This window comes from Pseudomonas piscis (assembly GCF_009380155.1).
Taxonomy (GTDB): Bacteria; Pseudomonadota; Gammaproteobacteria; order Pseudomonadales; family Pseudomonadaceae; genus Aquipseudomonas; species Aquipseudomonas piscis.
Genome location: NZ_WHUV01000001.1, coordinates 115,020 through 134,550 on the forward strand (window position 1 = coordinate 115,020; position 19,531 = coordinate 134,550).

Below are 19,531 nucleotides of genomic sequence, written 5' to 3' on the forward strand. Positions count from 1 at the left end.
ACGGCCTCCCTTTTTTTTGCCTGTCATTCGGGGCTACGACTCTCGGTCTGGTCGTGGGCCGCCATGGACTCCGCTGTGCTTGCGGGCGCTTTCGGCGAATTCAGTAAGTGCATTTAAATGCAGATTTATTCTCGATTATTGTTGTATATACGCATTAAAATGCATGTTTACACCGATCAGCATGATAAGAGTGCATTAAATTGCAGGTAATAAGATGTATCGGCTGACGCTGCAACTCTACCGTTCGGGGGCATGGGCCGACGCCATGACCCTCTGCTTCGACAAGCCCGAGGAGGGCTTCAACAGCCCGTGCAGCTTCGGTTATGTGCGGCAGTATCTGGTGGATAACCTGGAGTCGGTCGCCAGTCCGTTGGCCTGCTCGGTCAGTGGGTCGCTGCCCCTGGGCTGGGAGCCGATACGCGAATCCCGGGCTCCGGCATTTCTCTATGACATTGCCCCGGCCGGTGATGCCCGGCGTTTCTTGCTCGGCCAGATCGGTCGCGAGTGCCCTGCGGGTGTCGCTGCCGAGCTGTTCCTGTTGGCTCGGGCGACCGCCGCGCCCATCGGTCATCTGCGCATCAAGGAATCCCTGGTCGGTTTGGCCGGGCGGCCCTTGCAAGGGTTTTCCCGGGAGGCGGTGGTGGCCGGCGACCAACGTTTCGTCGAGTACATGCATGAGCAGGGCGCAGCCAGGGGCGCCGGTGGCGAGGCTCCCAAGCTGTTGCTGACACAGAGCCGGGCCGGCTTGCTGTATCCCGATGCACTGCTGGAGGATGCCGCTGCAGCCCAGCATTGGCTGGTCAAGTTCCCTCGTAACCGGGCCGCCCAGAACGACTGCGACATCCTCAGGAGCGAGTTTCACTACTACCGCGCCTTGCAGCAGCTGGACATCGAGACCGTTCCTGCGGCCGGCCTGGCCCTGGAGGAGGGACACGTGCCCAGCTTGTGGCTGCCGCGTTTCGACCGTTGTGTCGGCCCGGCTGGCGTCGAGCGCCTGGCGCTGGAGTCGATCTATTCGCTGGCAGGGTTGGTGGGCTACGACCAGGGCATGCGCCATACCGAAGTGCTGGGGACCCTTGCCGAGCTATGGCGAGCGGCGGGGCAGGAGGCCTCGATCCCCGAGCTGGTGGCCGACTACCTGCGCCGGGAGCTGATCAACAAGATCCTCGGCAATCCCCATAACCATGGGCGCAATATCGCGGTGATCCGCGGTGAAGACGGCGTGCGCCTGGCGCCGATCCATGACCTGGCCCCCATGGTGATGGATACCGCGGGAATTGCCCGCGCCACCAAGTGGCCCGGACGCATGGAAGTGGCCGGAGAGGTGGACTGGCGCCTGGTCTGTGCCAGCCTGCGGCCGTTGCTCGATCCTGAGTTGGCCCTGGCGCGCCTGCGCGTGGATGCCGAGCGCCTGCGCGCCCTGCCGGACCTGCTCGATGCCGGAGGCCTGCCGGCGGCCACCATGAACCATCCAGGTGTCCACCTGCGTCACCTGGACCGACGCCTGCAAGAGTGGGGATTGCGATGAGTACGGCCCTGGACGAACGCGCTGGATTGATCGACGACATCCAGCAGGAGCTGGCCACCGGCCGCTTGCCGCTCGGCGATGCGGTACGACGCCTGCGCACCGAGGTCACCGGGCTGCACCAGAGCCAGTTCGCCAAGATGTGCCGGATTTCCTTGCGGACCCTGGTGCACATCGAGCATGGCGACGGCAATCCGACCCTCAAGTCGCTGAACGCGGTGTTCAAGCCCTTCGGCATGCAGATGGGAGTGGTGAAGGTGCAGCGCGCCAGCCGCGCCCGAGCCTTGCCAGGCGATTGAGGACACCCGCTGCGCATGGGGCGCGGCGGGTACCGTTCATTGCCCCGGGATCTGCTCCCGGCACTGCGCCAGGCTCCTGAGTTGCCCGTGCGGGTCCTGGTTGGCATCGCCCAGCCACTGCTCGAAACCCCTGGCGATGGCCGGCCATTCCGAGTCCAGGATCGAGAACCAGGCGGTGTCGCGATTCTGCCCCTTGGCCACCATGTGCTGGCGGAACACCCCCTCGAAGCTGAAGCCCAGGCGCTCGGCCGCATAGCGCGAACGGGCATTGGCGTTGTTGCACTTCCATTCCAGGCGCCGGTAACCCATGGCGAAGGCCTCCCGGGCCAGCAGGTACACCGCCTCGGTGCTCTTGGGCGAGCGCTGCATCGGTGCGCCGAAGGTCACGTGGCCGATCTCGATGCGACCGTGGGCCGGGACGATGGACATCAGGCTGAGCACACCCTGGGCCTGGCCTGTGGCGAGATCGATCACGGTGAAGAAGTACGGGTCGCTGCTGCGTTCATGGCCTGCCAGCCAGGCGTCGAAGGCCGGGCGCTCGGGGTAGGGGCCGTAGGGCAGGAAGTCCCAGAGCACAGGGTCGGCGTCCGGGCCTTGCAAGGCCTGGAACAGCTCATCGCCATGGCGCGCCGGATCGAGTTTCTCCAGGCGGATGAAGCGCCCTTGCAAGAGGGTGGCCGAAGGGGCGGGGACGCCTTGCCAATCGGTGAGGGAAGTCGACATTCAATGGCTCCTTGGCAGGTTCACAGAGGTTTGCGGAACTGGATGAAGCCCGGGCGCTCGGCGATGCGCTCGTAGAGTCGGATGGCCGTGGCGTTGGTTTCGTGGGTCAACCAGTGGACCTTGGCGCAACCGTCCTGCTTGGCCTGGGCGTAGACGAACTCGATCAGCTTGCGACCGACCCCGGTACCGCGCTGTTGCGGGGCCACCAGCAAGTCTTGCAGGTAGCAGGCGTTCTCGATGCTCCAGTTGGAGCGATGGTAGATGAAATGCACCAGGCCCACGGCGCGTTCGCCATCCCAGGCCAGGGCGGCATGGGTCGGCTCGCTGGCATCCAGCAAGCGCTGCCAGGTGCTCTGGGTCACGGCATCCGCCAGTTCGGTCTCGTAGAACCGCAGGTAGGCCTGCCACAGGGGCAGCCAGGCGGCGTGGTCGGCGGCGGTGACGGTGCGGATCTGGATCTGGCTCATGAAGGCTCCTTGATTGTTGAAGTATTAGCGCATCAGGTGGGATAGCTGCTGGTCGCGCAGGTCGGTGCTGGCCGCCAGGCCCTCGCGGACCCCGGCCATGTCCCGGGCGTCACGGTTCTGGCTGAGCTTGCGCTTGCCCTCCAGGCGCTGGATCGGCAGGGCGAAACCGACGATGGCCTTGAGCATGCCGTCGATGTAGTCGGCGGGGGCGTCCTCGACCTTCCAGGGTTGCTGGCGGCCAGCTTCGTGGCGCTCGGTGAGGGCCCCGACCAGCTTGAGCAGGCGCTGCGGGTCGTGGAACACCTCGGCCTGGCCGTAGGCATGCACCGCCACGTAGTTCCAGGTCGGGACCACCTTGCCGTGTTCGGCCTTGCTCGGATAGAACGACGGGCTGACGTAGGCATCGCCGCCTTCGAAGATCACCAGCGCCTCGGCACCGGCAGCCAGCTCCGCGCATTGCGGATTGGCCTTGGCCAGGTGGCCGTAGAGGGTGCCATCGGCCCCTTGGCCGGCCTCCAGCAGCAGCGGCAGGTGGCTGGCCTGCAGGCCCAGGGCGCCGTAGGTCACCAGGGTTGCCAGGCGGCAATCATGGATCACCTGGTGCAGGCGGGAGAGGTCTTGGTCAGCGAAAGCGCGAGGTAGGTACATGTGGAAAATCCTTGGCGATTGGCTGCATCCTAGGCAGGCTAATGGTTCATGGTAAGAGCCATTTCCGTTCTATTTCATAGGTCCAATTCCCTGGGTGTGCGCCAATGAACAGTGCCTTGCCTCCGCTGTCCTTCAACCCTGCCGGCATCGTGCTGGACCGCCGCCAGGGCCTCAGCCGCCAGCTCTACCAGGCCCTGAGCCAGCGGGTGCTGGACGGGCGCCTGGCTGGCGGTACGCGCTTGCCGGCCAGCCGTGAACTGGCCAGCGCCCTGGGCCTCTCGCGCAACAGCGTGGTCCGGGCCTACGACCAGCTGTATGCCGAGGGCTTTATCGAAGCACGGGTCGGCGACGGCACCTACGTGGCCCAGTTGCCGCAAACCCGATTGCCGGCCAAGAAATTATCCACAAAAGTATCCACAGGCTTTTCAACAGGCTTACCCACAGACTTATCCACAAAATCCGTCGATTTACCTGTGGTTACATCCAGTGGATTGGTCTCAAACAGCACTTTGCAGCGCCTGCAAAAACATCATCTGAGCACCCATCCCAGCGGTCCGCCCCGAGCATTCCGGGTCGGCGTGCCGGCCTTCGACCTGTTCCCGTTCGAGGTCTGGGCCAAGCTGAATGCGGCTTTCTGGCGCAAGCCAGAGTTACGCCACCTGTGCTATGGCGATTCGGCTGGCGAGGCGCGCCTGCGCAGCATGATCGCCGCCTACCTGCGCAGTACCCGGGGCCTGCAATGTACGGCTGAACAAATTGTGATCACCAGTGGCGCGCAACAGGGCATCAGCCTTTGTGCACAACTGCTGGTGGAGCCCGGCGACCCCGTGGCTGTGGAAAACCCGGGCTACCGCGCCGCCGGCCACGCCTTCGCCATGGCCGGTGCGCAACTGCACGGCGTGGCAGTGGACCAGGAGGGCATCGATTGCCGCCAGCTGGAACGACTGCAGAATTGCCGTGTGGCCTATGTCACGCCGGCCCACCAGTACCCCACCGGGGTGGTCATGAGCCTGGCCCGGCGTCTGGAGTTGCTGGCTTGGGCCGAGCGGACCCAGGGCTGGGTGGTCGAGGACGACTACGACGGCGAGTACCGCTACAGCGGTGCACCCCTGGCGCCCCTGGCGGCCCTGGATCGCCAGGGGCGGGTGATCTATGTCGGCACCTTCGGCAAGGTGGCCTTTCCGGCGCTGCGCCTGGGTTACCTGGTGTTGCCGCCGCACCTGGTACAGGCTTGTGTGCGGCTGCGGGCAGTGGAAATGCGCCACTCGGAAGTCAGTACCCAAGCGGTGATGGCCGAGTTCATGGCCGCCGGGCATTTCCAGCGGCATATCCGGCGCATGCGGCGCGCGGCCCTGAGCCGGCGCAATACCCTGCTCGAAGCCTGGCCCGAGGCCATCGACGGGGTCGGGCCGCTGCCCGGGGTGACCGCAGGGCTGCACCTGACGGTGCGCGTCGACAGTCTGGCCCGGGAGCAGGAACTGCAGGCCCAGGCCGCCAGCGTCGATGTCGAGGTCAGCGCCCTGAGCCGTTACTGGTTGCCGGACAGCGTGACGCCCGAGGACCAGCGGGCCGGCCTGGTGCTGGGGTTCGCGGCGGTGCCGGAGGCCGAGATCCGCGCCGCCGTGGCGCGCCTGCGCCGGGCCTGGCGGGTTTGACGGGTATACTGGGCGGCATTTCCCTGTCCGAGACGCCCTATGAGCCAGTCCCTTTCCCTGGCGCCTGAACGCAAGTTCGGCGCGCCGTTGTTCGCCTTGCTGCTCCTGGTGGCCGGCGCCCTGTTCCTGCAAGTGGAGGTGGGCGCGCGCCAGGTATTGCTGTTGCTCCTGGGGGCGGCCCTGGGTCTGACCCTCTACCACGCGGCGTTCGGCTTCACCTCGGCCTGGCGGGTGTTCATCCGTGATCGGCGTGGCGCGGGTCTGCGCGTGCAAATGGTCATGCTGGCGCTGGCGGTGCTGCTGTTCTTCCCGGCCCTGGGGGCCGGCACGCTGTTCGGCCAACCGGTGACCGGGCTGGTGGCGCCGGCCGGGGTATCGGTGATCTTCGGGGCCTTCATCTTCGGCATCGGCATGCAGCTGGGCGGCGGTTGCGCGTCCGGCACCCTGTTTACCGTTGGTGGCGGCAACGCGCGGATGCTGGTGACCCTGGCGTTCTTCATCTGCGGCTCGCTGATCGCCACCCATCATGTGGACTGGTGGTTCGCCCTGCCTTCGCTGCCGCCGATCTCCATCGTCCAGAGCTTCGGCGTGGGGCCGGCCCTGGGCTTGAGCCTGTGCCTGTTCGCCCTGATCGCGATGCTGACCCAGGTCCTGGAAAAACGCCGCCATGGCAGCCTCGAAGCGCCCGTGGGCAGTACGCACCAGGGCTGGCGGCGCTTGCTGCGCGGTCCTTGGCCGCTGGTCTGGGGCGCGGTGGCCCTGGCTCTGCTGAACTTCGCCACCCTGGCCCTGGCGGGGCGGCCATGGGGCATCACTTCGGCATTCGCGCTGTGGGGAGCCAAGCTCGCTGGCGGGCTGGGCCTGGATGTCAGCCAGTGGGTGTTCTGGCAAGGCGCGGCGAATGCCAAGGCCCTGGCGGCCCCGGTATGGCAAGACATCACCAGCGTCATGGACATCGGCATCGTCCTGGGGGCCTTGCTGGCCGCCGGCCTGGCGGGACGCTTCGCCCCGAGCCTGAGGATTCCCACCCGGTCCCTGGTGGCGGCGGTGATCGGCGGCTTGCTGCTGGGCTACGGTTCGCGCCTGGCCTATGGCTGCAACATCGGCGCCTATTTCAGTGGCATCGCCTCCGGCAGCCTGCACGGCTGGTTGTGGCTGGTGGCGGCCTTCATCGGCAATGGCGTGGGGGTACGGTTGCGGCCCTGGTTCTTCGCCGAGGAACGGGCGCCCCAGGGCCTGACCGGCTGCTGATGGCTGGTGGCGGCGAGGGAGCTTGCTCCCGCGCGGTCGTGTAGCACTCGTGAATCGGTTCTTGCGGGATGTCAGGTGCAGGCGGGTAGCCGGCCTTGGCTTGCTGCGCAATCCGCTGCGAGCAAGCCACAGGGGGTAATGATCAGGTGCCCGACTTGATCTTGGTCCAGGCCCGGGTCCGCGCCCGCTCGGCATCACGGGGCAGCGGCTGCAGCGTATACAGGGTGCTCATGGCCGCGGCCGTCGGATACAGGTTGGGGTTGTTGCGGATCGAAGGGGCCACCAGCTCGGTGGCGTCCTTGTTCGGGTTCGGGTATCCGACAAAGTCGCTGACCGGGGCAATCACCTGGGGTTGCAGCAGATAGTTGATGAAGGTGTAGGCGTCTTCCGGGTTCTTCGCGCCCTTGGGGATCGCCAGCATGTCGAACCAGATCGGCGCGCCTTCCTTGGGCAGGCGCATGTCCACGGTCACGCCGTTCTTGGCTTCCCGGGCACGGTTGGCGGCCTGTGAGAAGCTCCCCGAGTAGCCCACCGCCACGCAGATGTCGCCATTGGCGATGTCGGCCATGTACTTGGACGAGTGGAAGTAGGTGATGTAGGGGCGGATCTTCATCAGCAGCGCCTCGGCCTTTTCGTAGTCCGCCGGCTTCTGGCTGTTGGGATCCAGGCCCAGGTGCTGCAGGGCCAGGGGCAGGATCTCCGACGGCGAATCCAGCAGCGCTACGCCGCACTGCTTGAGCTTGCTGATGTTCTCCTCCTTGAAGATCAGGTCCCAGCTGTCCACCGGCGCTTGCTCGCCCAGGGCCGCCTTGACCTTGTCCGGGTTGAAGCCGATCAGGATGGTGCCGTACATGTAGGGCACGGCGAAGCGGTTACCCGGGTCGTTGGCCTCGATCAGCTGCATCAGCTTGGGGTCCAGGTGGTTCCAGTTGGGCAGCTTGGCGCGGTCCAGGGGCTGGAACACCCCGGCCTCGATCTGCTTGGCCAGGAACACGTTGGACGGCACCACCACGTCATACCCTGAGTTGCCGGTGAGCAGCTTGGCCTCCAGGGCTTCGTTGGTATCGAAGATGTCGTACACCAGCTTGACCTGGCTGTTCTGCGCCTTGAAGTCTTCCAGGGCTTTGGGGGTGATGTAGTCGAACCAGTTGTACACCCGCAGGGTGCGCTCCTCGGCGTGGGCGGCGGTGCCCAGCAGGCAGGCGCACAGGGCGGGAGCGATGAGGCGTTGGAGTCTTGGCATGTTGCGGGTTCCTTACTGGGCGCTCTGGAAGCCTTCGAGTACGTTGACGGCGTTGATGCCGATTTCCGCGACTGCATAACCGCCTTCCATGACGAACAGCGTCGGTTTGCCGAGGGCAGCGATGCGCTTGCCCATGGCCAGGTAGTCCGGGCTGTCGAGCTTGAACTGCGAGATCGGGTCTTCCTTGAAGGTGTCGACCCCCAGGGACACCACGATGACATCGGCGCCGTAGCGCTCGATTTCCCCACAGGCCTGCTCCAGGGCCGCACTCCAGGCCTCCCAGCCGCTGCCGGCGGCCAGCGGGTAGTTGAAGTTGTAGCCTTCACCGGCGCCTTCGCCGCACTCGTCGGCATACCCCAGGAAGAACGGGAACTCGGCTTCCGGATGGCCGTGGATCGAGGTGAAGAGCACGTCGCTGCGCTCGTAGAAGATCGACTGGGTGCCGTTGCCATGGTGGTAGTCGACATCGAGGATCGCCACCTTGCCATGGCCCTGGTCGAGGAAGGCTTGGGCGGCGATGGCGGCGTTGTTCAGGTAGCAGTAGCCGCCCATCAGGTCGCTGGCGGCGTGATGTCCCGGTGGCCGGCACAGGGCGAAGGCGCTGTGGGCGCCGCGCTGGACCACCGCCTGGGCGGTCAGGGCAACTTGCGCCGCGCTGTAGGCTGCTTGCCAGGTGCCGGCGGTGATCGGCGCGCCGCCGTCGAAGCTGTAGTAGCCGAGCTGGCCGTGCAGGCTGCTGGGGATCACGCTGCGCAGGGTGCGCGCCGGCCAGGTGTAGGGCAGCAGGTCGCCGTCGATGCCCTTGGCTGCCCAACGCTCCCAGGCGCCCTTGAAGAACTCCAGGTACTCGCGGCTGTGGACGCGCTGGATCGGCTCCAGGCCGAAATCCTTGGGCGCCTCCACCGGCCCCAGGTTGCGGTACTTCACTCGGTCCAGCACGTGGTCGGCCCGTGAGGGCATTTCGAAGCAGGGCATCAGTTGCCCGTCTATCAGTTCGCAACGGCCATGGTGCAGGTGGTGATCGTCCGAGTAGATCGTCAGCATTTTCTTGTTCTCCGCAGGCTGATTCGGTGGCTCACAGTCTTGCGGGGCGCGGGGTTTTGGAGAACGGCGGGAACGGCCAAAAGAGGATCGATATGGCCAGATTGCGTGACCGAAATTCGCCCCTGGAAGGGGCATGGCGCCCCATTGCGGGGCGCCACGTGTTTCAGCCTGCGGGCGCTGCCGGCACGAAGCGTTGCAGGACCTGGAGCATGTCCTCGCGTTTTTTCCGGGCGATGGCCTCCAGCAGCAGGGCGTAGCCTTTTTTCTCGCAGCGCTGGCCGACATTCGGGTCGGCGCCTTTTTCCAGCAACAGGGTGAAGACCTCCAGGGTGTCTTGCTGGCTGACGACGCGCGACGTGTCGTCGGCGGAGATCTTGTCGGCCAGTAAAGTCAGCAGGCTCTGCCCCATGGGCTGGTTGTAGCAGGTACCCCCGCCATAGCTCAGGTTGAGGTTGGCACCGGCGTTGATCAACAGCTTCATGGCCGGATAGTTGTTGCCCCAGAAGGCCCGGTACAGAGCGGTTTCCTGGTCTTTTGCGGTGCGCAGGTCCAGGTTCTGCGGGTGTTGCAGCAGCCAGGTGAAGCCCTTGAGGTTGCGCTCCTGCTCCGCCAGTTGCATCAGCGGAGTGCGGCCTTGGTAATCCTGTTCGTCAATGGCGACCCCGGCTTGCAGCAGGAACTTCAAGCGTCCGCCCTGTTCGAGGTCGGGGTCATCCTTGAGGTCGCGGCGCATGGCCAGCATGGCCAGGGTGCTCCAGCGATACTGGCCGCTGGTATGGGCGCCGTTGGCCAGCAACAGCCGGGCGATCTCCAGGTGCGGGGCATCCAGGGCATGCAGCAGGGCGCTGCGGCCGTCCTCGGCCATGACTTCGCCGCTGACGCCACTGGCCAGCAGGCGCTTTACCTCGGCTTCGTCACCGGCGTCCGCAGCGGCCACCAACGGCCAGAAGCCCTGGCACGCCTGTGGGTTGGCAGATTGCAGGCCCAGGCGCTGGAGCACCCGGGGCGGGATGCTCATCTGGCGTTGCAGGCGCATGCCGCAATACAGCCGATAACCTTCGATGGCCCGGCCCTGGGGAATGTTGTCCAGGGGCCGCTGTTCGAACAGCGCCCAGTCCAGGTCGGCCAGGTTGAGGTAGGTCGGCATGCGCGACATGTCTCGGCGCAGCACCTCCACCAGCCAGCCGCGGGCGACCTTCAGCTGGCCGGCCTCGCTGGCCCAGTAGGCGATGTCGTTGAGCAGGCCGGGGTATTCGCTGTGGTCGGTGGCGATGCTGCGGTAGTCATGAACCGCGAAGAAGTCCTCCACCTGGCGGAGCCCCGGCCCTTTGTCCTTGGCCTTGCGCAATTGCGCGTGGAGTTGGCGGAACTGCTTCCAGACAGCGTCCGCGTCCGCTGGCGGGACATAGGCCTTGAGGGTGATCGGGCCACCGCCGCTGTCGAAAGGCCGGAACCACGGTGGAAACTTCTGCAGGGCTTGCAGCCATTGCTGTCCGGTTTCGTCGCTGATGGGCTGCAACGGCGTGAAGTCCATCTGCGTCAGGTCCTGGCGATGACTGATGGCCAGCAGCGTGCGCTGGGGATCGCGCTGGTCGATCAGCAGGTAGCGCTGGCTGAGGTTCCATTGCGGCGGCACCGAACAGTCGAAGTCCAGGGGCGTCAGGGTGATGCCGGTATCCAGGGTATTGCTGGGTGGCCAGTTGTCCGTGACCTGGATGTCATTGTCCGGCGACACGCAGTTGCGCAGATCTTCCGGGCTGAACAGCGCTATAGGCGGCGACTTGTAGATGCGCTGCCGGTAATCCAGGTCCTGGTAGGCGTTGAGGTAGAACAGCCCGCGATACTGGCTCAGCACGATCCGCGCCGGCAGCTTGGCCAGGCCCGGCAGCGGGAAGGGCTTGATCTGCAGGGTGGCCGTTTCCGGCTCGTCGAGGGCGAAGTGGCTGGACATCTCCCACCACTTGAATTTCGCCAGGTCGAATGCCTGGGCGACGGGGGCTGCGGCGAGCATCAGCAGCGCCAGGCCGATTCGACGAAGGCCGATATGCCTGGCGGTGCTGCCTGTGGATAGATTCAACGTTGCCGTCCCTTGCCGGTATGAAAGGCCGGCAATGTAATGCAATTGGCGCCTTCATGCCGGGGTTTGTGTCAGGGCCGGAACTGGCTCGGCGCCACGCCGCTCCAGCGGATGAAGGCATGGCGAAAGCTTGCGGTCTCGCTGAAGCCCAGGGCTTCGGCGATGCGGTAGATCGGCAACTGGTCTTCGCAGAGCATCTGCTTGGCTCGCTCGAAGCGCAGTTCGTCCAGCAGTTCCTGGTAGCTGCAGCCCAGGTCCTTGAGGTGCCGACGCAGGGTCCGGGCCGAGCAGTTCATCTGTTCCGCCAATCCGTCCAGGCCGGGAGCGGCGTCCAGCTGCGCCGCCAGCAACTGGCGGATGCGCCCGAGCCAGGCCTGGCGTCCGGTGAACTCGGTGTTCTGCTTGCGACAGCGCTCGGCCATGGCCTGGTGGGTGATGGCATCCGCCAGGGGCAGCGGTTGGTCGAGCCAGCGCCGGTCGAAGGCGAAGGCATTGCTGGCGGCATCGAACTCTAGGGGGCAGTCGAAGCGTTCGCGATAACGAGCCTGGTAGTCCGGTGCCGGGTAGTCGAAGCGCGCGCCGATCAGCGGCAGCGGATGCCCCAGCAGGTCGTCGCAGATGACCTTCATCGAGACCAGGCAGAACTCGGTGTTGAACGCCGCCAGGGCCGGGCATTCGCGATAGTCGGCGGCCGTCAGCCAGATACGCGGTCCGTCGGCTTCCAGGGTCAGCTCGAAAAGTGTTCCCATCAGCGCCGGATAGCGCAGCGCCAGGCGCAAAGCGTCACCTAAGGTGGCACTGGTGAGCAGCGCGTAGCCGAGCATGCCGTAGGACGACACATGCATGCGCCGGCCCAGTTCCAGGCCGATATCGCGCTGCAAGGCCACGGCATTGGCGCACACCAGCATCTCCTGGCTGGTGGTGATGCGGGTGTCGGCGCGGCTCAGGTCGGTGGGGTTTATACCGCTGCCGGCCAACAACGCGCCGCCGTCCTGACCCTGGTCCTTGAAGGTGTTGAGGATCAGGGAAACCGCATTGAGGGTGGTGAGGTGCGAGTGCAGCATGCGCAGATTCCGACCAGGGAAAGACCCTTGACCGGAGCAAGTTGCATGCCGCCTTCGACAGGACCTGCGGTTTTCCAGCCAGCGGCATGGGGCATTTCGGGCGTTGCGTGGTTAGTGACTTGGCGCTTTGATTGGTGCAACCTGCCTGTCATTCACCGCCGGAGGTGGCGGTGCAGCAACCTCGATAAAGGATTATGTATGACCCTCACTCCTGCGCGTTCCCTGCTCCTGGTGTCCGGCTTGCTCCTGAGTTCGCTGTGCCTGGCCGAGACTGGGCCAGGCAGCGAAAGCACCCTCAAGGACTCTGCCAAGTCAGCCGTCTCGTCAGCCATTTCGGCAGGCAAGAACCTCTTGGGTGGCGTCAGCGAAGGCGTGCTCGATGGTCGCCAATCGGCGCAAGGCGTCGACGGCGCCTCGATCATTTCCTCCCGCGAGCAAATGAAGGGCCGTGTCGACGTCCAGGTATTGAAGACCGAAGCCGTCGGCGACAGCTTCAACGTCACCCTGGGCTTCAAGAACAGCAGCGACAGCCAGTTGCGGCTGATCAACCTCAAGCAGACCGGTGCCCTGCTGGCGATCGACCAGGACGGTTATGCCAACAACCTGACTGTCAGCCTCGACAACCCGGATGAAGTCACCATCCCGGCCAAGGCGGCAGTGCGGCAGAAGTTCGTGTTCGAAGGGCCGATCGAGAGTTCGAGCTCGGTGCGGGTCTGGGGCCAGGATTACTCGGTCAAGAAGTAACCTGGCCGTCACCCTCTGTTCGTCATCGAGCCGGCAGCTAGCGCAGTAGCTACCGGCTCCCGAGCCTGAGCTTCAGCTCAGCTCGCCACACAGGTCCAGTTCGACCAGGCGCCGTACCTCGGCGGCCGGCAACCCGGCGCCCAGCAGGGCATCGAGCTTGCCGAAGGCGGCTTCGCGGGTCATGCCGCCGCCGGACAGCACGCCCACGCCGCGCAGGCGGCTGCCGGCCTCGTAGATATCCAGCTCGACCCCGCCTTCATGGCACTGGGTTACCGCCACTACGACGATGCCCTGGTCCTGGGCGCGCTTGAGGCTGGCCAGGAACGCCGGGTTGTCGCTGGGGCCGGTGCCGCTGCCGAAGCACTCCAGCACCAGGCCCTGGATGCCGCTGGCGAGCACGCCATCGAGTACTTCGGCGCCGATACCGGGGAACAGTGGCAGCACGCCGACCTTGGCCGGCTGCCGGGCCTGGCGGTAGCCCAGGCTTGGCGGGATGGCCTCGACCTGGGTGCCGCCACCCTTGCGCCGCAAGGCGGCGAACGGGTGCCGGCCGAAGCTGCGGATCTTCGCGCAGCGGGTCGGTGCCAGCAGCTCGCCATGGAAGTACAACTGCACGCCGGGCGCCAGGCCACGGCCGAGAGCCAGCAGGGCGCCGCTGAGGTTTTCCCAGGCATCGCTGTCGGGCACGCCGGCCGGCAGCATCGAACCGGTGAACAGCACCCGTGCCGGCAGGCCCAGCAACTGGAAGCTCATGGCCGCGGCGCTGTAGGCCAGGGTGTCGGTGCCATGCAGGATCAGCACGCTGTCGCAGCCCTCGCTCTCGACGGCCTCGACCACCGCTTCGCGCAGGCGCTGCCAGTACTCGGGGGTCATGTTGGCGCTGTCGATCAGCGGCGCCATTTCACGAAAGCGCCAGGCCGGTACCGGCAGGTCGGGACGGGTGTCGAGGTAGTCGCGCATCCGGGCTTCGAAGCCGGACGCCGGGGCCAGCCCGTCGGCACTGGCCTGCATGCCGATGGTGCCACCGGTGTAGAGCACCATGACGTGCTGGGCGGCAGGGTAGGTCGAAGGGTTCATGGGATTCTCCGAAACGGTGAGTTCTTGTGGGAGCGGGCAAGCCCGCTCGCACATTTATCGAACTGTAACCGACGGGTGCAGAGGATGCGCCCGTCGTTCACCCGTCAGCGTTGCGCTGTGGGCGCGCCTTGCGGCTCGGCCTGGGCGGCGGCCGCAGGTTCGGCGGGCCAGGCCTTCAGGTCCAGGTCCAGGTCGGCGAATTTGCGCGAGTCGAACACAGGCTGGTCGACGCCGGCGCGGCGCTGCTCGTCGTAGTCGCGCATCACGCGCATGCCGACCTTGAACAGCATGGCCAGGGCCACCAGGTTGACGAAGGCCAGGCAGGTCATGGTGATGTCGGCGAAGGCGAACACGGTCGACAGGTCCTGCATCGAACCCCATACCACCAGCGCCAGCACCAGGCCGCGGAACAGCATCAGCACGGTGCGGTTGCGGGTGAGGAACTGCAGGCTGTTCTCGCCCAGGTAGTAGTTGTAGAGGATGCAGGTGAAGACGAACAGCGACAGCGCGACGCTGACGAACAGGCGACCCCAGTCACCGACCACGGCAGCCAGCGAGTTCTGGGTCAGGACGATGCCGTCGCCTTCGAAGCCCGGGGTGTAGAAGCCCGACAGCAGGATCAGCAGTGCGGTGCAGGTGCAGATCACGAAGGTGTCGAGGAACACGCTGAAGGCCTGGACCACGCCCTGGGCGCCCGGGTGCTGCACGGCGGCCACGGCGGCGACGTTCGGCGCACTGCCCAGGCCCGCTTCGTTGGCGAACACGCCACGCTTCACGCCCATGACGATGGCGCTGCCGAGCAGGCCGCCGAAGGCCGGGTCGAGGCCGAAGGCGCTCTTGATGATGGTCTCCAGCATGGCCGGCACTTGTTCGATCTGGGTGCCGATCACGTACAGGGTCACGGCGATGTAGGCCAGGGTCTTGATCGGGACCAGCAGGTCGGACACCGCGGCGATGCGCTTGATGCCGCCGATGAAGGTGATGGCCAGCAGCAGCGCCAGGACGATGCCGGTGTGGCTAGGGTCGAAGGCAAAGGCGTCCTGCAGCGAGTGGGTCACGGTGTAGGACTGCAGGCCGATGAAGGCGAAGCCGTAGGTGACCAGCAGCAGGATGGAGAACACCACCGCCATGCCTTTGAGCTTCAGGCCGTGCTGGATGTAGTAGGCCGGGCCGCCGCGGTACAGGCCGTCGCCGTCGGCGCGCTTGTAGACCTGGGCCAGGGTGCATTCGAAGAAGCTGCTGGACATGCCCACCAGTGCGGTCACCCACATCCAGAACACGGCGCCCGGACCGCCCAGGGTCACGGCGATGCCGACGCCCGCGATGTTGCCTGCGCCCACCCGGCCGGCGAGGCTGAGCATCAGCGCCTGGAACGAGCTGAGCTGGCCGCCGCTGCTTTTCAGGCTGTCGCGGAACACCGCGAACATATGGAGGAAGTGGCGCAATTGAACGAAACGCGAGCGGATCGTGAAGTAGCCGCCGAGCCCGACAATGAGCACGATCAGCACTTTCCCTGAGAGGAAGTCGTTGATGACTTCGAGCATGGAGTATTCCTCGCTGTTTTTTGTGTAGGCAAAAGCAGAGTGGACAGAAACACCTTGTTACACCGCTGATTGCACGCACGGCAAAGCGGTGGGGCGAGTGTTCGTCCCGGTTCTCTATTCGCGGGTTGTTATTAGTTCGGGTTTCCCGTGGGTTGGAGCCTCGTTACCGACGGCTGTCCACGCGAAGAGGGGGCGCACTATACCGGTGCGAGGGCTTGCCGTCTGCATATAGCGCGTCGAACCGAGGAACGGCAGGAGGGCGGGAGGCTGAATCGGTTCTTGTAGCGGCGGGCTTGGCCTGGCCTGCAGAAGCCCGGGACAGGGCCCTCTGGCGGCTGACGGAGCGGTCACGGTCGTCGGTCGCGTGAGCTTTGAAAAGGCGACAGAAGGGCGATTTTTGTGCTGTTTTAGCGATTGTTTACCGATTTTGTTCCGGTGCTTGCCAAGGCGTCGGTTACTTGTCGAGCCAGGTTGGGGGCGGGATACGGCTGATCAATAGTTCCATGTTCATGGTCGCAGCTTCAGGCCGGGAATTGTTCGAGGTGCTCTTGCACCCACTGCACCAGGCGTTCGTCCAGCTGGGGCAGGTGTTGGCGATAGGCGTCCTGGCAGGCGCAGAACCCTGGGTCCTGGTTGATCAGGTTCGTCAATTCGATTGGGGCTGTTGCGGGCATGTGTACAGCGCGTAGGTGGTCTTGGCGCTGGCTGGCCTGCTCCAGGCTATCGGCGAGGGCATGTTGTTGGAGCTGGCGAAATTGGGCGAGGGCTTCGGGCAGGTGGAAGTGCAGGGCGCTATCGAAGCCTTCCCAGCTTTCGTAGGCCAGCCACTCGTGGAGCACCATGAAGCAGCGCAGTGCTGGAGGCAGTTGCGCCAGCTGGTCGAAGTCCAGCCAGTACTGGCGGGGCAATGCCTGGGCGGTTTCGATGGCCTGGGCGATCAGGTCCACGGCCTGGCCCGGGTCCCGATGATGCTTGCGCAGGATGCGCTGGGTCAGGGTGAAGCGCGCTTCTTCTATAGCGTGCAGGGCGCGGCTCAGGTCGTAACCGGTGTTGAGCAGTTGTTCCCTGGCTTGCTCGGGGGGCAGGCCGGATTTGTCTACCAGCACCTGCAACAGCTCGGACTTGTAGAGCTCGGCGGCTTGTTGAGGGTTGCCTGCACAGCGGGCGAGCAGGGCTTGGGCGTGACGCAGGCCGATGGGGAGCAGGGCGCGTAGCTGTTGCAGGGCCTGGGTGGAGGTCGGGTCCATCGACTGTGCTGCCTCGGGGGTGGAGCGGCGGATTATCCACCGTGTTGGCCGATTGTGCTTGGTCAAAACCTGGATCGGTGGCCGTCGCCGCATGCGCGCAGCGTTCTTGCCGAGGGAATCGCGGTACCTGGTTTGCGGCCACTGCGGTGCCGTTCGCAGCCTCGCGCGCTTGGCAGCGGCTACAGGATCGAGGCACGGTTGGGGGCGGGCGAGTGCCGTGGCAGGGAAAATCCCAGGCAAAAAAAAGGGCCTGGAGACGAATCTCCAAGCCCTCAAAAGGTGAGAGGTGTCTAGTCCCTCAACCTGGTGAGCGGTGTTGCATGTTTCGGTGTCGCAGCGGTTACGCCTTCAGCGGAACCAGGCGCGGGGCAATCATGTTTTCCGGACGCAGGATGTCGTCGAGCATGGCGTCGTCCAGCAGGCCTTCTTCGCGAACCAGTTCCAGCACGCCGCGGCCGCTTTCCAGGGCGATGCGGGCGATACGGGTGGCGTTCTCGTAGCCGATGTACGGGTTCAGCGCGGTGACCAGGCCGATGGAGTGCTCAACCAGCTCGCGGCAACGGGTTTCGTTGGCGGTGATGCCGGTGATGCAGTGCTCGCGCAGCATGTCCATGGCGCGTTGCAGCAGGCGGATCGAGTCGAAGATCTTGAAGGCGATCAGCGGCTCCATCACGTTCAGTTGCAACTGGCCGCCTTCGGCCGCGATGGTCAGGGCCAGGTCGTTGCCGATGATCTGGAACGCCACCTGGTTGACCGCTTCCGGGATAACCGGGTTGACCTTGCCGGGCATGATCGAGCTGCCGGGCTGGCGCGCTGGCAGGTTGATCTCGTTGATGCCGGTACGCGGGCCGCTGGACAGCAGGCGCAGGTCGTTGCAGATCTTCGACAGCTTGACCGCGGTGCGCTTGAGCATGCCGGAGAACAGCACGAAGGCGCCCATGTCGGAGGTGGCTTCGATCAGGTCGGCCGCCGGGACCAGCGGTTGGCCGCTGATGGTGGCCAGGCGTTGCACGGCCAGGTTCTGGTAGCGCGGGTCGGCGTTGATGCCGGTGCCGATGGCGGTACCGCCCAGGTTGACTTCGGTCAGCACTTCCGGCGCCAGGGTCTTCAGGCGGGCCAGGTCTTCACCCAGGGTGGTGGCGAAGGCGTGGAACTCCTGGCCGAGGGTCATCGGCACGGCGTCTTGCAGCTGGGTACGGCCCATTTTCAGGACGTGGCTGAACTCTTCACCCTTGGCGGCGAACGACTGGATCAGGCTGTCGAGGCTGGCCAGCAGTGCGTCGTGACCCAGCAGCAGACCCAGGCGGATCGCGGTCGGGTAGGCGTCGTTGGTCGACTGCGCCATGTTCACGTCGTTGTTCGGGTGCAGGTACTGGTATTCGCCCTTGCTGTGGCCCATGGCCTCCAGCGCGATGTTGGCGATGACTTCGTTGGCATTCATGTTGGTCGAAGTGCCAGCGCCGCCCTGGATCATGTCCACCACGAACTCTTCGTGGAAGTCGCCGCGGATCAGGCGGGCGCAGGCCTCGCTGATGGCCGCATGCTTGGCCTCGCTCAGGTGACCCAGTTCGCGGTTGGCGTCAGCAGCTGCCTGCTTGACCATCGCCAGGGCCACGACCAGTTTTGGGTAATGCGAGATCGGAACGCCCGAGAGGCGGAAGTTGTTTACCGCTCGCAGGGTCTGGATGCCGTAATACGCTTGAGCCGGTACTTCGAGTACGCCAAGCAGATCTTTTTCTGTGCGGAAAGATGCAGCGGAGGACATGACGGAAATCATCTCGGTAGGGACCCGGTCAGTGCCGGGAGCGCTGCGAATCCTAGGGCTAAGGGAAATTTTGGGCCAATGCTGTTAAACACTGGCCTATGCATATTCGGCATAATGCCCGTGTGACGCCGCGTTGCCGGCAAGCGTGTGACCTAAAATGGTGCGTGTCCGGGAGGACGTGATGAATCTGGAAAGCAAATGGCTCGAGGACTTCAGTGCCCTGGCCGCCACCCGTAGCTTCTCGCAGGCCGCCGAGCGCCGCTTCGTGACCCAGCCAGCGTTCAGCCGGCGCATCCGCAGCCTGGAGGCCGCCCTGGGCCTGACCTTGGTCAATCGCTCGCGCACGCCGGTGGAGCTTACGGCCGCCGGCCAACTGTTCCTGGTGACGGCGCGCACTGTGGTCGAGCAGCTCGGCGAGGTAGTGCGCCATTTGCACCACCTGGAAGGCGGGCAGGGCGAGGTGATGCAGGTGGCGGCGGCCCACTCCCTGGCCCTGGGCTTCTTCCCGCGCTGGATCGCGCAACTGCGCAACGAGGGCCTGAACATTGCCACTCGGCTGGTGGCGACCAACGTCGGCGATGCGGTGCACGCCCTGCGTGAAGGCGGCTGCGACCTGATGCTGGCTTTCTATGACCCGGATGCAGCCTTGCAGATGGATTCGGAAATCTTCCCTTCGCTGCACCTGGGGCACACCGAGATGCTTCCGGTCTGCGCCGCCGACGCCCAGGGCAAGCCGCTGTTCGACCTGGAGGGCGAAGCCAGCGTGCCGTTGCTGGCCTACAGCGCGGGGGCCTTCCTCGGGCGTTCGGTCAATCTGCTGCTGCGCCAGCGCAACCTGCGTTTCACTACCGTTTATGAGACCGCCATGGCCGATAGCCTCAAGAGCATGGCCCTGGAAGGCCTGGGCATCGCCTGGGTCCCCCAGTTGAGCGTGCGCGCCGAGCTGGCCCGGGGCGAGCTGGTGGTGTGCGGTGGTGCGCAATGGCACGTGCCGCTGGAGATCCGCCTGTACCGCTGCGCCCTGGTGCGCAAGGCCAACGTGCGCCTGCTGTGGCGCAAGCTCGAGAGCGCTGCGGGGCAGGGCACGAGCAACCCATGACCTTGACCTGGCGAGCCTGCGACAAGGCCCGCAGGGCCTTCAGGCAGGTGGCCGGCTGG

At 65.4% G+C, this 19,531-nt stretch carries 17 protein-coding genes; 6 read left to right on the forward strand and 11 right to left on the reverse strand.

The window, feature by feature from the left end; genetic code table 11:
• The first annotated feature begins 265 nt into the window (after window positions 1-265).
• Window positions 266-1,528 carry a HipA domain-containing protein gene (locus GDH07_RS00515; RefSeq protein WP_152897278.1) on the forward strand — a complete coding sequence of 421 codons (1,263 nt, stop codon included), beginning with the start codon at window positions 266-268 and terminating at the stop codon, window positions 1,526-1,528.
• Window positions 1,525-1,824, forward strand: a complete 300-nt coding sequence (locus GDH07_RS00520) for a helix-turn-helix domain-containing protein (RefSeq protein WP_022641937.1) — start codon at window positions 1,525-1,527, stop codon at window positions 1,822-1,824. The genes GDH07_RS00515 and GDH07_RS00520 overlap by 4 nt, the downstream gene beginning before the upstream one ends.
• Before the next feature lie 36 nt (window positions 1,825-1,860).
• Here the strand turns inward: GDH07_RS00520 and GDH07_RS00525 are convergent, their stop codons facing one another.
• From GDH07_RS00525 to GDH07_RS00535, 3 genes are read right to left on the reverse strand one after another with little or no spacing between them, the layout of a single operon-like run.
• Entirely contained in the window at window positions 1,861-2,547 is a 687-nt protein-coding gene (locus GDH07_RS00525; RefSeq protein WP_085594085.1) for a GNAT family N-acetyltransferase, read from the reverse strand.
• A 20-nt stretch (window positions 2,548-2,567) separates the two neighbouring features.
• The gene (locus GDH07_RS00530; protein WP_152896467.1) at window positions 2,568-3,014 is read right to left on the reverse strand and encodes a GNAT family N-acetyltransferase; all 447 of its coding nucleotides are present in this window, start codon (window positions 3,012-3,014) and stop codon (window positions 2,568-2,570) included.
• Between the two features lie 24 nt (window positions 3,015-3,038).
• The gene (locus GDH07_RS00535; RefSeq protein ID WP_152896468.1) at window positions 3,039-3,662 is read right to left on the reverse strand and encodes an FMN-binding negative transcriptional regulator; all 624 of its coding nucleotides are present in this window, start codon (window positions 3,660-3,662) and stop codon (window positions 3,039-3,041) included.
• A 104-nt stretch (window positions 3,663-3,766) separates the two neighbouring features.
• Here GDH07_RS00535 and pdxR point away from each other — a divergent pair, with 104 nt between their 5' ends.
• Window positions 3,767-5,317 carry a MocR-like pyridoxine biosynthesis transcription factor PdxR gene (pdxR, locus tag GDH07_RS00540; protein WP_152896469.1) on the forward strand — a complete coding sequence of 517 codons (1,551 nt, stop codon included), beginning with the start codon at window positions 3,767-3,769 and terminating at the stop codon, window positions 5,315-5,317.
• 39 nt (window positions 5,318-5,356) lie between these two features.
• Window positions 5,357-6,568, forward strand: a complete 1,212-nt coding sequence (locus GDH07_RS00545; protein ID WP_152896470.1) for a YeeE/YedE family protein — start codon at window positions 5,357-5,359, stop codon at window positions 6,566-6,568.
• 142 nt (window positions 6,569-6,710) lie between these two features.
• Here the strand turns inward: GDH07_RS00545 and GDH07_RS00550 are convergent, their stop codons facing one another.
• The 4 genes from GDH07_RS00550 to GDH07_RS00565 all read right to left on the reverse strand — a co-directional run bounded on the left by GDH07_RS00550 (window position 6,711) and on the right by GDH07_RS00565 (window position 11,996).
• Entirely contained in the window at window positions 6,711-7,811 is a 1,101-nt protein-coding gene (locus tag GDH07_RS00550) for a polyamine ABC transporter substrate-binding protein (RefSeq protein ID WP_152896471.1), read from the reverse strand.
• A gap of 12 nt (window positions 7,812-7,823) precedes the next feature.
• Window positions 7,824-8,855, reverse strand: coding sequence for a histone deacetylase family protein (locus GDH07_RS00555; RefSeq protein WP_152896472.1), 1,032 nt, complete (start codon window positions 8,853-8,855; stop codon window positions 7,824-7,826).
• Window positions 8,856-9,018: 163 nt separating this feature from the next.
• Window positions 9,019-10,932 carry an ankyrin repeat domain-containing protein gene (locus tag GDH07_RS00560; RefSeq protein ID WP_425502081.1) on the reverse strand — a complete coding sequence of 638 codons (1,914 nt, stop codon included), beginning with the start codon at window positions 10,930-10,932 and terminating at the stop codon, window positions 9,019-9,021.
• A 71-nt stretch (window positions 10,933-11,003) separates the two neighbouring features.
• The gene (locus GDH07_RS00565; RefSeq protein ID WP_152896473.1) at window positions 11,004-11,996 is read right to left on the reverse strand and encodes an AraC family transcriptional regulator; all 993 of its coding nucleotides are present in this window, start codon (window positions 11,994-11,996) and stop codon (window positions 11,004-11,006) included.
• Between the two features lie 198 nt (window positions 11,997-12,194).
• On the opposite strand from GDH07_RS00565, the gene GDH07_RS00570 reads away from it, so the two are divergent.
• Window positions 12,195-12,740, forward strand: coding sequence for a hypothetical protein (locus GDH07_RS00570; protein ID WP_246195893.1), 546 nt, complete (start codon window positions 12,195-12,197; stop codon window positions 12,738-12,740).
• 72 nt (window positions 12,741-12,812) lie between these two features.
• Here the strand turns inward: GDH07_RS00570 and GDH07_RS00575 are convergent, their stop codons facing one another.
• The 4 genes from GDH07_RS00575 to aspA all read right to left on the reverse strand — a co-directional run bounded on the left by GDH07_RS00575 (window position 12,813) and on the right by aspA (window position 18,373).
• Window positions 12,813-13,817: an asparaginase gene (locus tag GDH07_RS00575; RefSeq protein WP_152896475.1), complete on the reverse strand. Its 1,005-nt coding sequence runs from the start codon at window positions 13,815-13,817 to the stop codon at window positions 12,813-12,815.
• Between the two features lie 104 nt (window positions 13,818-13,921).
• A complete protein-coding gene (locus GDH07_RS00580) occupies window positions 13,922-15,361 on the reverse strand; it encodes an alanine/glycine:cation symporter family protein (RefSeq protein WP_152896476.1) in 1,440 nt (479 codons plus the stop codon).
• Window positions 15,362-15,882: 521 nt separating this feature from the next.
• Window positions 15,883-16,608 carry a hypothetical protein gene (locus GDH07_RS00585; RefSeq protein ID WP_152896477.1) on the reverse strand — a complete coding sequence of 242 codons (726 nt, stop codon included), beginning with the start codon at window positions 16,606-16,608 and terminating at the stop codon, window positions 15,883-15,885.
• Between the two features lie 340 nt (window positions 16,609-16,948).
• Window positions 16,949-18,373 carry an aspartate ammonia-lyase gene (gene aspA, locus GDH07_RS00590; RefSeq protein WP_068578453.1) on the reverse strand — a complete coding sequence of 475 codons (1,425 nt, stop codon included), beginning with the start codon at window positions 18,371-18,373 and terminating at the stop codon, window positions 16,949-16,951.
• 181 nt (window positions 18,374-18,554) lie between these two features.
• Here aspA and GDH07_RS00595 point away from each other — a divergent pair, with 181 nt between their 5' ends.
• Complete coding sequence (locus GDH07_RS00595; RefSeq protein WP_152896478.1) at window positions 18,555-19,472, forward strand: LysR substrate-binding domain-containing protein; 918 nt, start codon at window positions 18,555-18,557, stop codon at window positions 19,470-19,472.
• The last annotated feature ends 59 nt before the right edge of the window (window positions 19,473-19,531 follow it).

Bases quoted from the DNA above. Each gene is read 5' to 3' on its own strand.
- GDH07_RS00515 (WP_152897278.1), top strand. From the start codon at position 266: ATGACCCTCTGCTTCGACAAGCCCGAGGAGGGCTTCAACAGCCCGTGC.
- GDH07_RS00520 (WP_022641937.1), top strand. From the start codon at position 1,525: ATGAGTACGGCCCTGGACGAACGCGCTGGATTGATCGACGACATCCAG.
- GDH07_RS00525 (WP_085594085.1), bottom strand. From the start codon at position 2,547: ATGTCGACTTCCCTCACCGATTGGCAAGGCGTCCCCGCCCCTTCGGCC.
- GDH07_RS00530 (WP_152896467.1), bottom strand. From the start codon at position 3,014: ATGAGCCAGATCCAGATCCGCACCGTCACCGCCGCCGACCACGCCGCC.
- GDH07_RS00535 (WP_152896468.1), bottom strand. From the start codon at position 3,662: ATGTACCTACCTCGCGCTTTCGCTGACCAAGACCTCTCCCGCCTGCAC.
- pdxR (WP_152896469.1), top strand. From the start codon at position 3,767: ATGAACAGTGCCTTGCCTCCGCTGTCCTTCAACCCTGCCGGCATCGTG.
- GDH07_RS00545 (WP_152896470.1), top strand. From the start codon at position 5,357: ATGAGCCAGTCCCTTTCCCTGGCGCCTGAACGCAAGTTCGGCGCGCCG.
- GDH07_RS00550 (WP_152896471.1), bottom strand. From the start codon at position 7,811: ATGCCAAGACTCCAACGCCTCATCGCTCCCGCCCTGTGCGCCTGCCTG.
- GDH07_RS00555 (WP_152896472.1), bottom strand. From the start codon at position 8,855: ATGCTGACGATCTACTCGGACGATCACCACCTGCACCATGGCCGTTGC.
- GDH07_RS00565 (WP_152896473.1), bottom strand. From the start codon at position 11,996: ATGCTGCACTCGCACCTCACCACCCTCAATGCGGTTTCCCTGATCCTC.
- GDH07_RS00570 (WP_246195893.1), top strand. From the start codon at position 12,195: ATGACCCTCACTCCTGCGCGTTCCCTGCTCCTGGTGTCCGGCTTGCTC.
- GDH07_RS00575 (WP_152896475.1), bottom strand. From the start codon at position 13,817: ATGAACCCTTCGACCTACCCTGCCGCCCAGCACGTCATGGTGCTCTAC.
- GDH07_RS00580 (WP_152896476.1), bottom strand. From the start codon at position 15,361: ATGCTCGAAGTCATCAACGACTTCCTCTCAGGGAAAGTGCTGATCGTG.
- GDH07_RS00585 (WP_152896477.1), bottom strand. From the start codon at position 16,608: ATGGACCCGACCTCCACCCAGGCCCTGCAACAGCTACGCGCCCTGCTC.
- aspA (WP_068578453.1), bottom strand. From the start codon at position 18,373: ATGTCCTCCGCTGCATCTTTCCGCACAGAAAAAGATCTGCTTGGCGTA.
- GDH07_RS00595 (WP_152896478.1), top strand. From the start codon at position 18,555: ATGAATCTGGAAAGCAAATGGCTCGAGGACTTCAGTGCCCTGGCCGCC.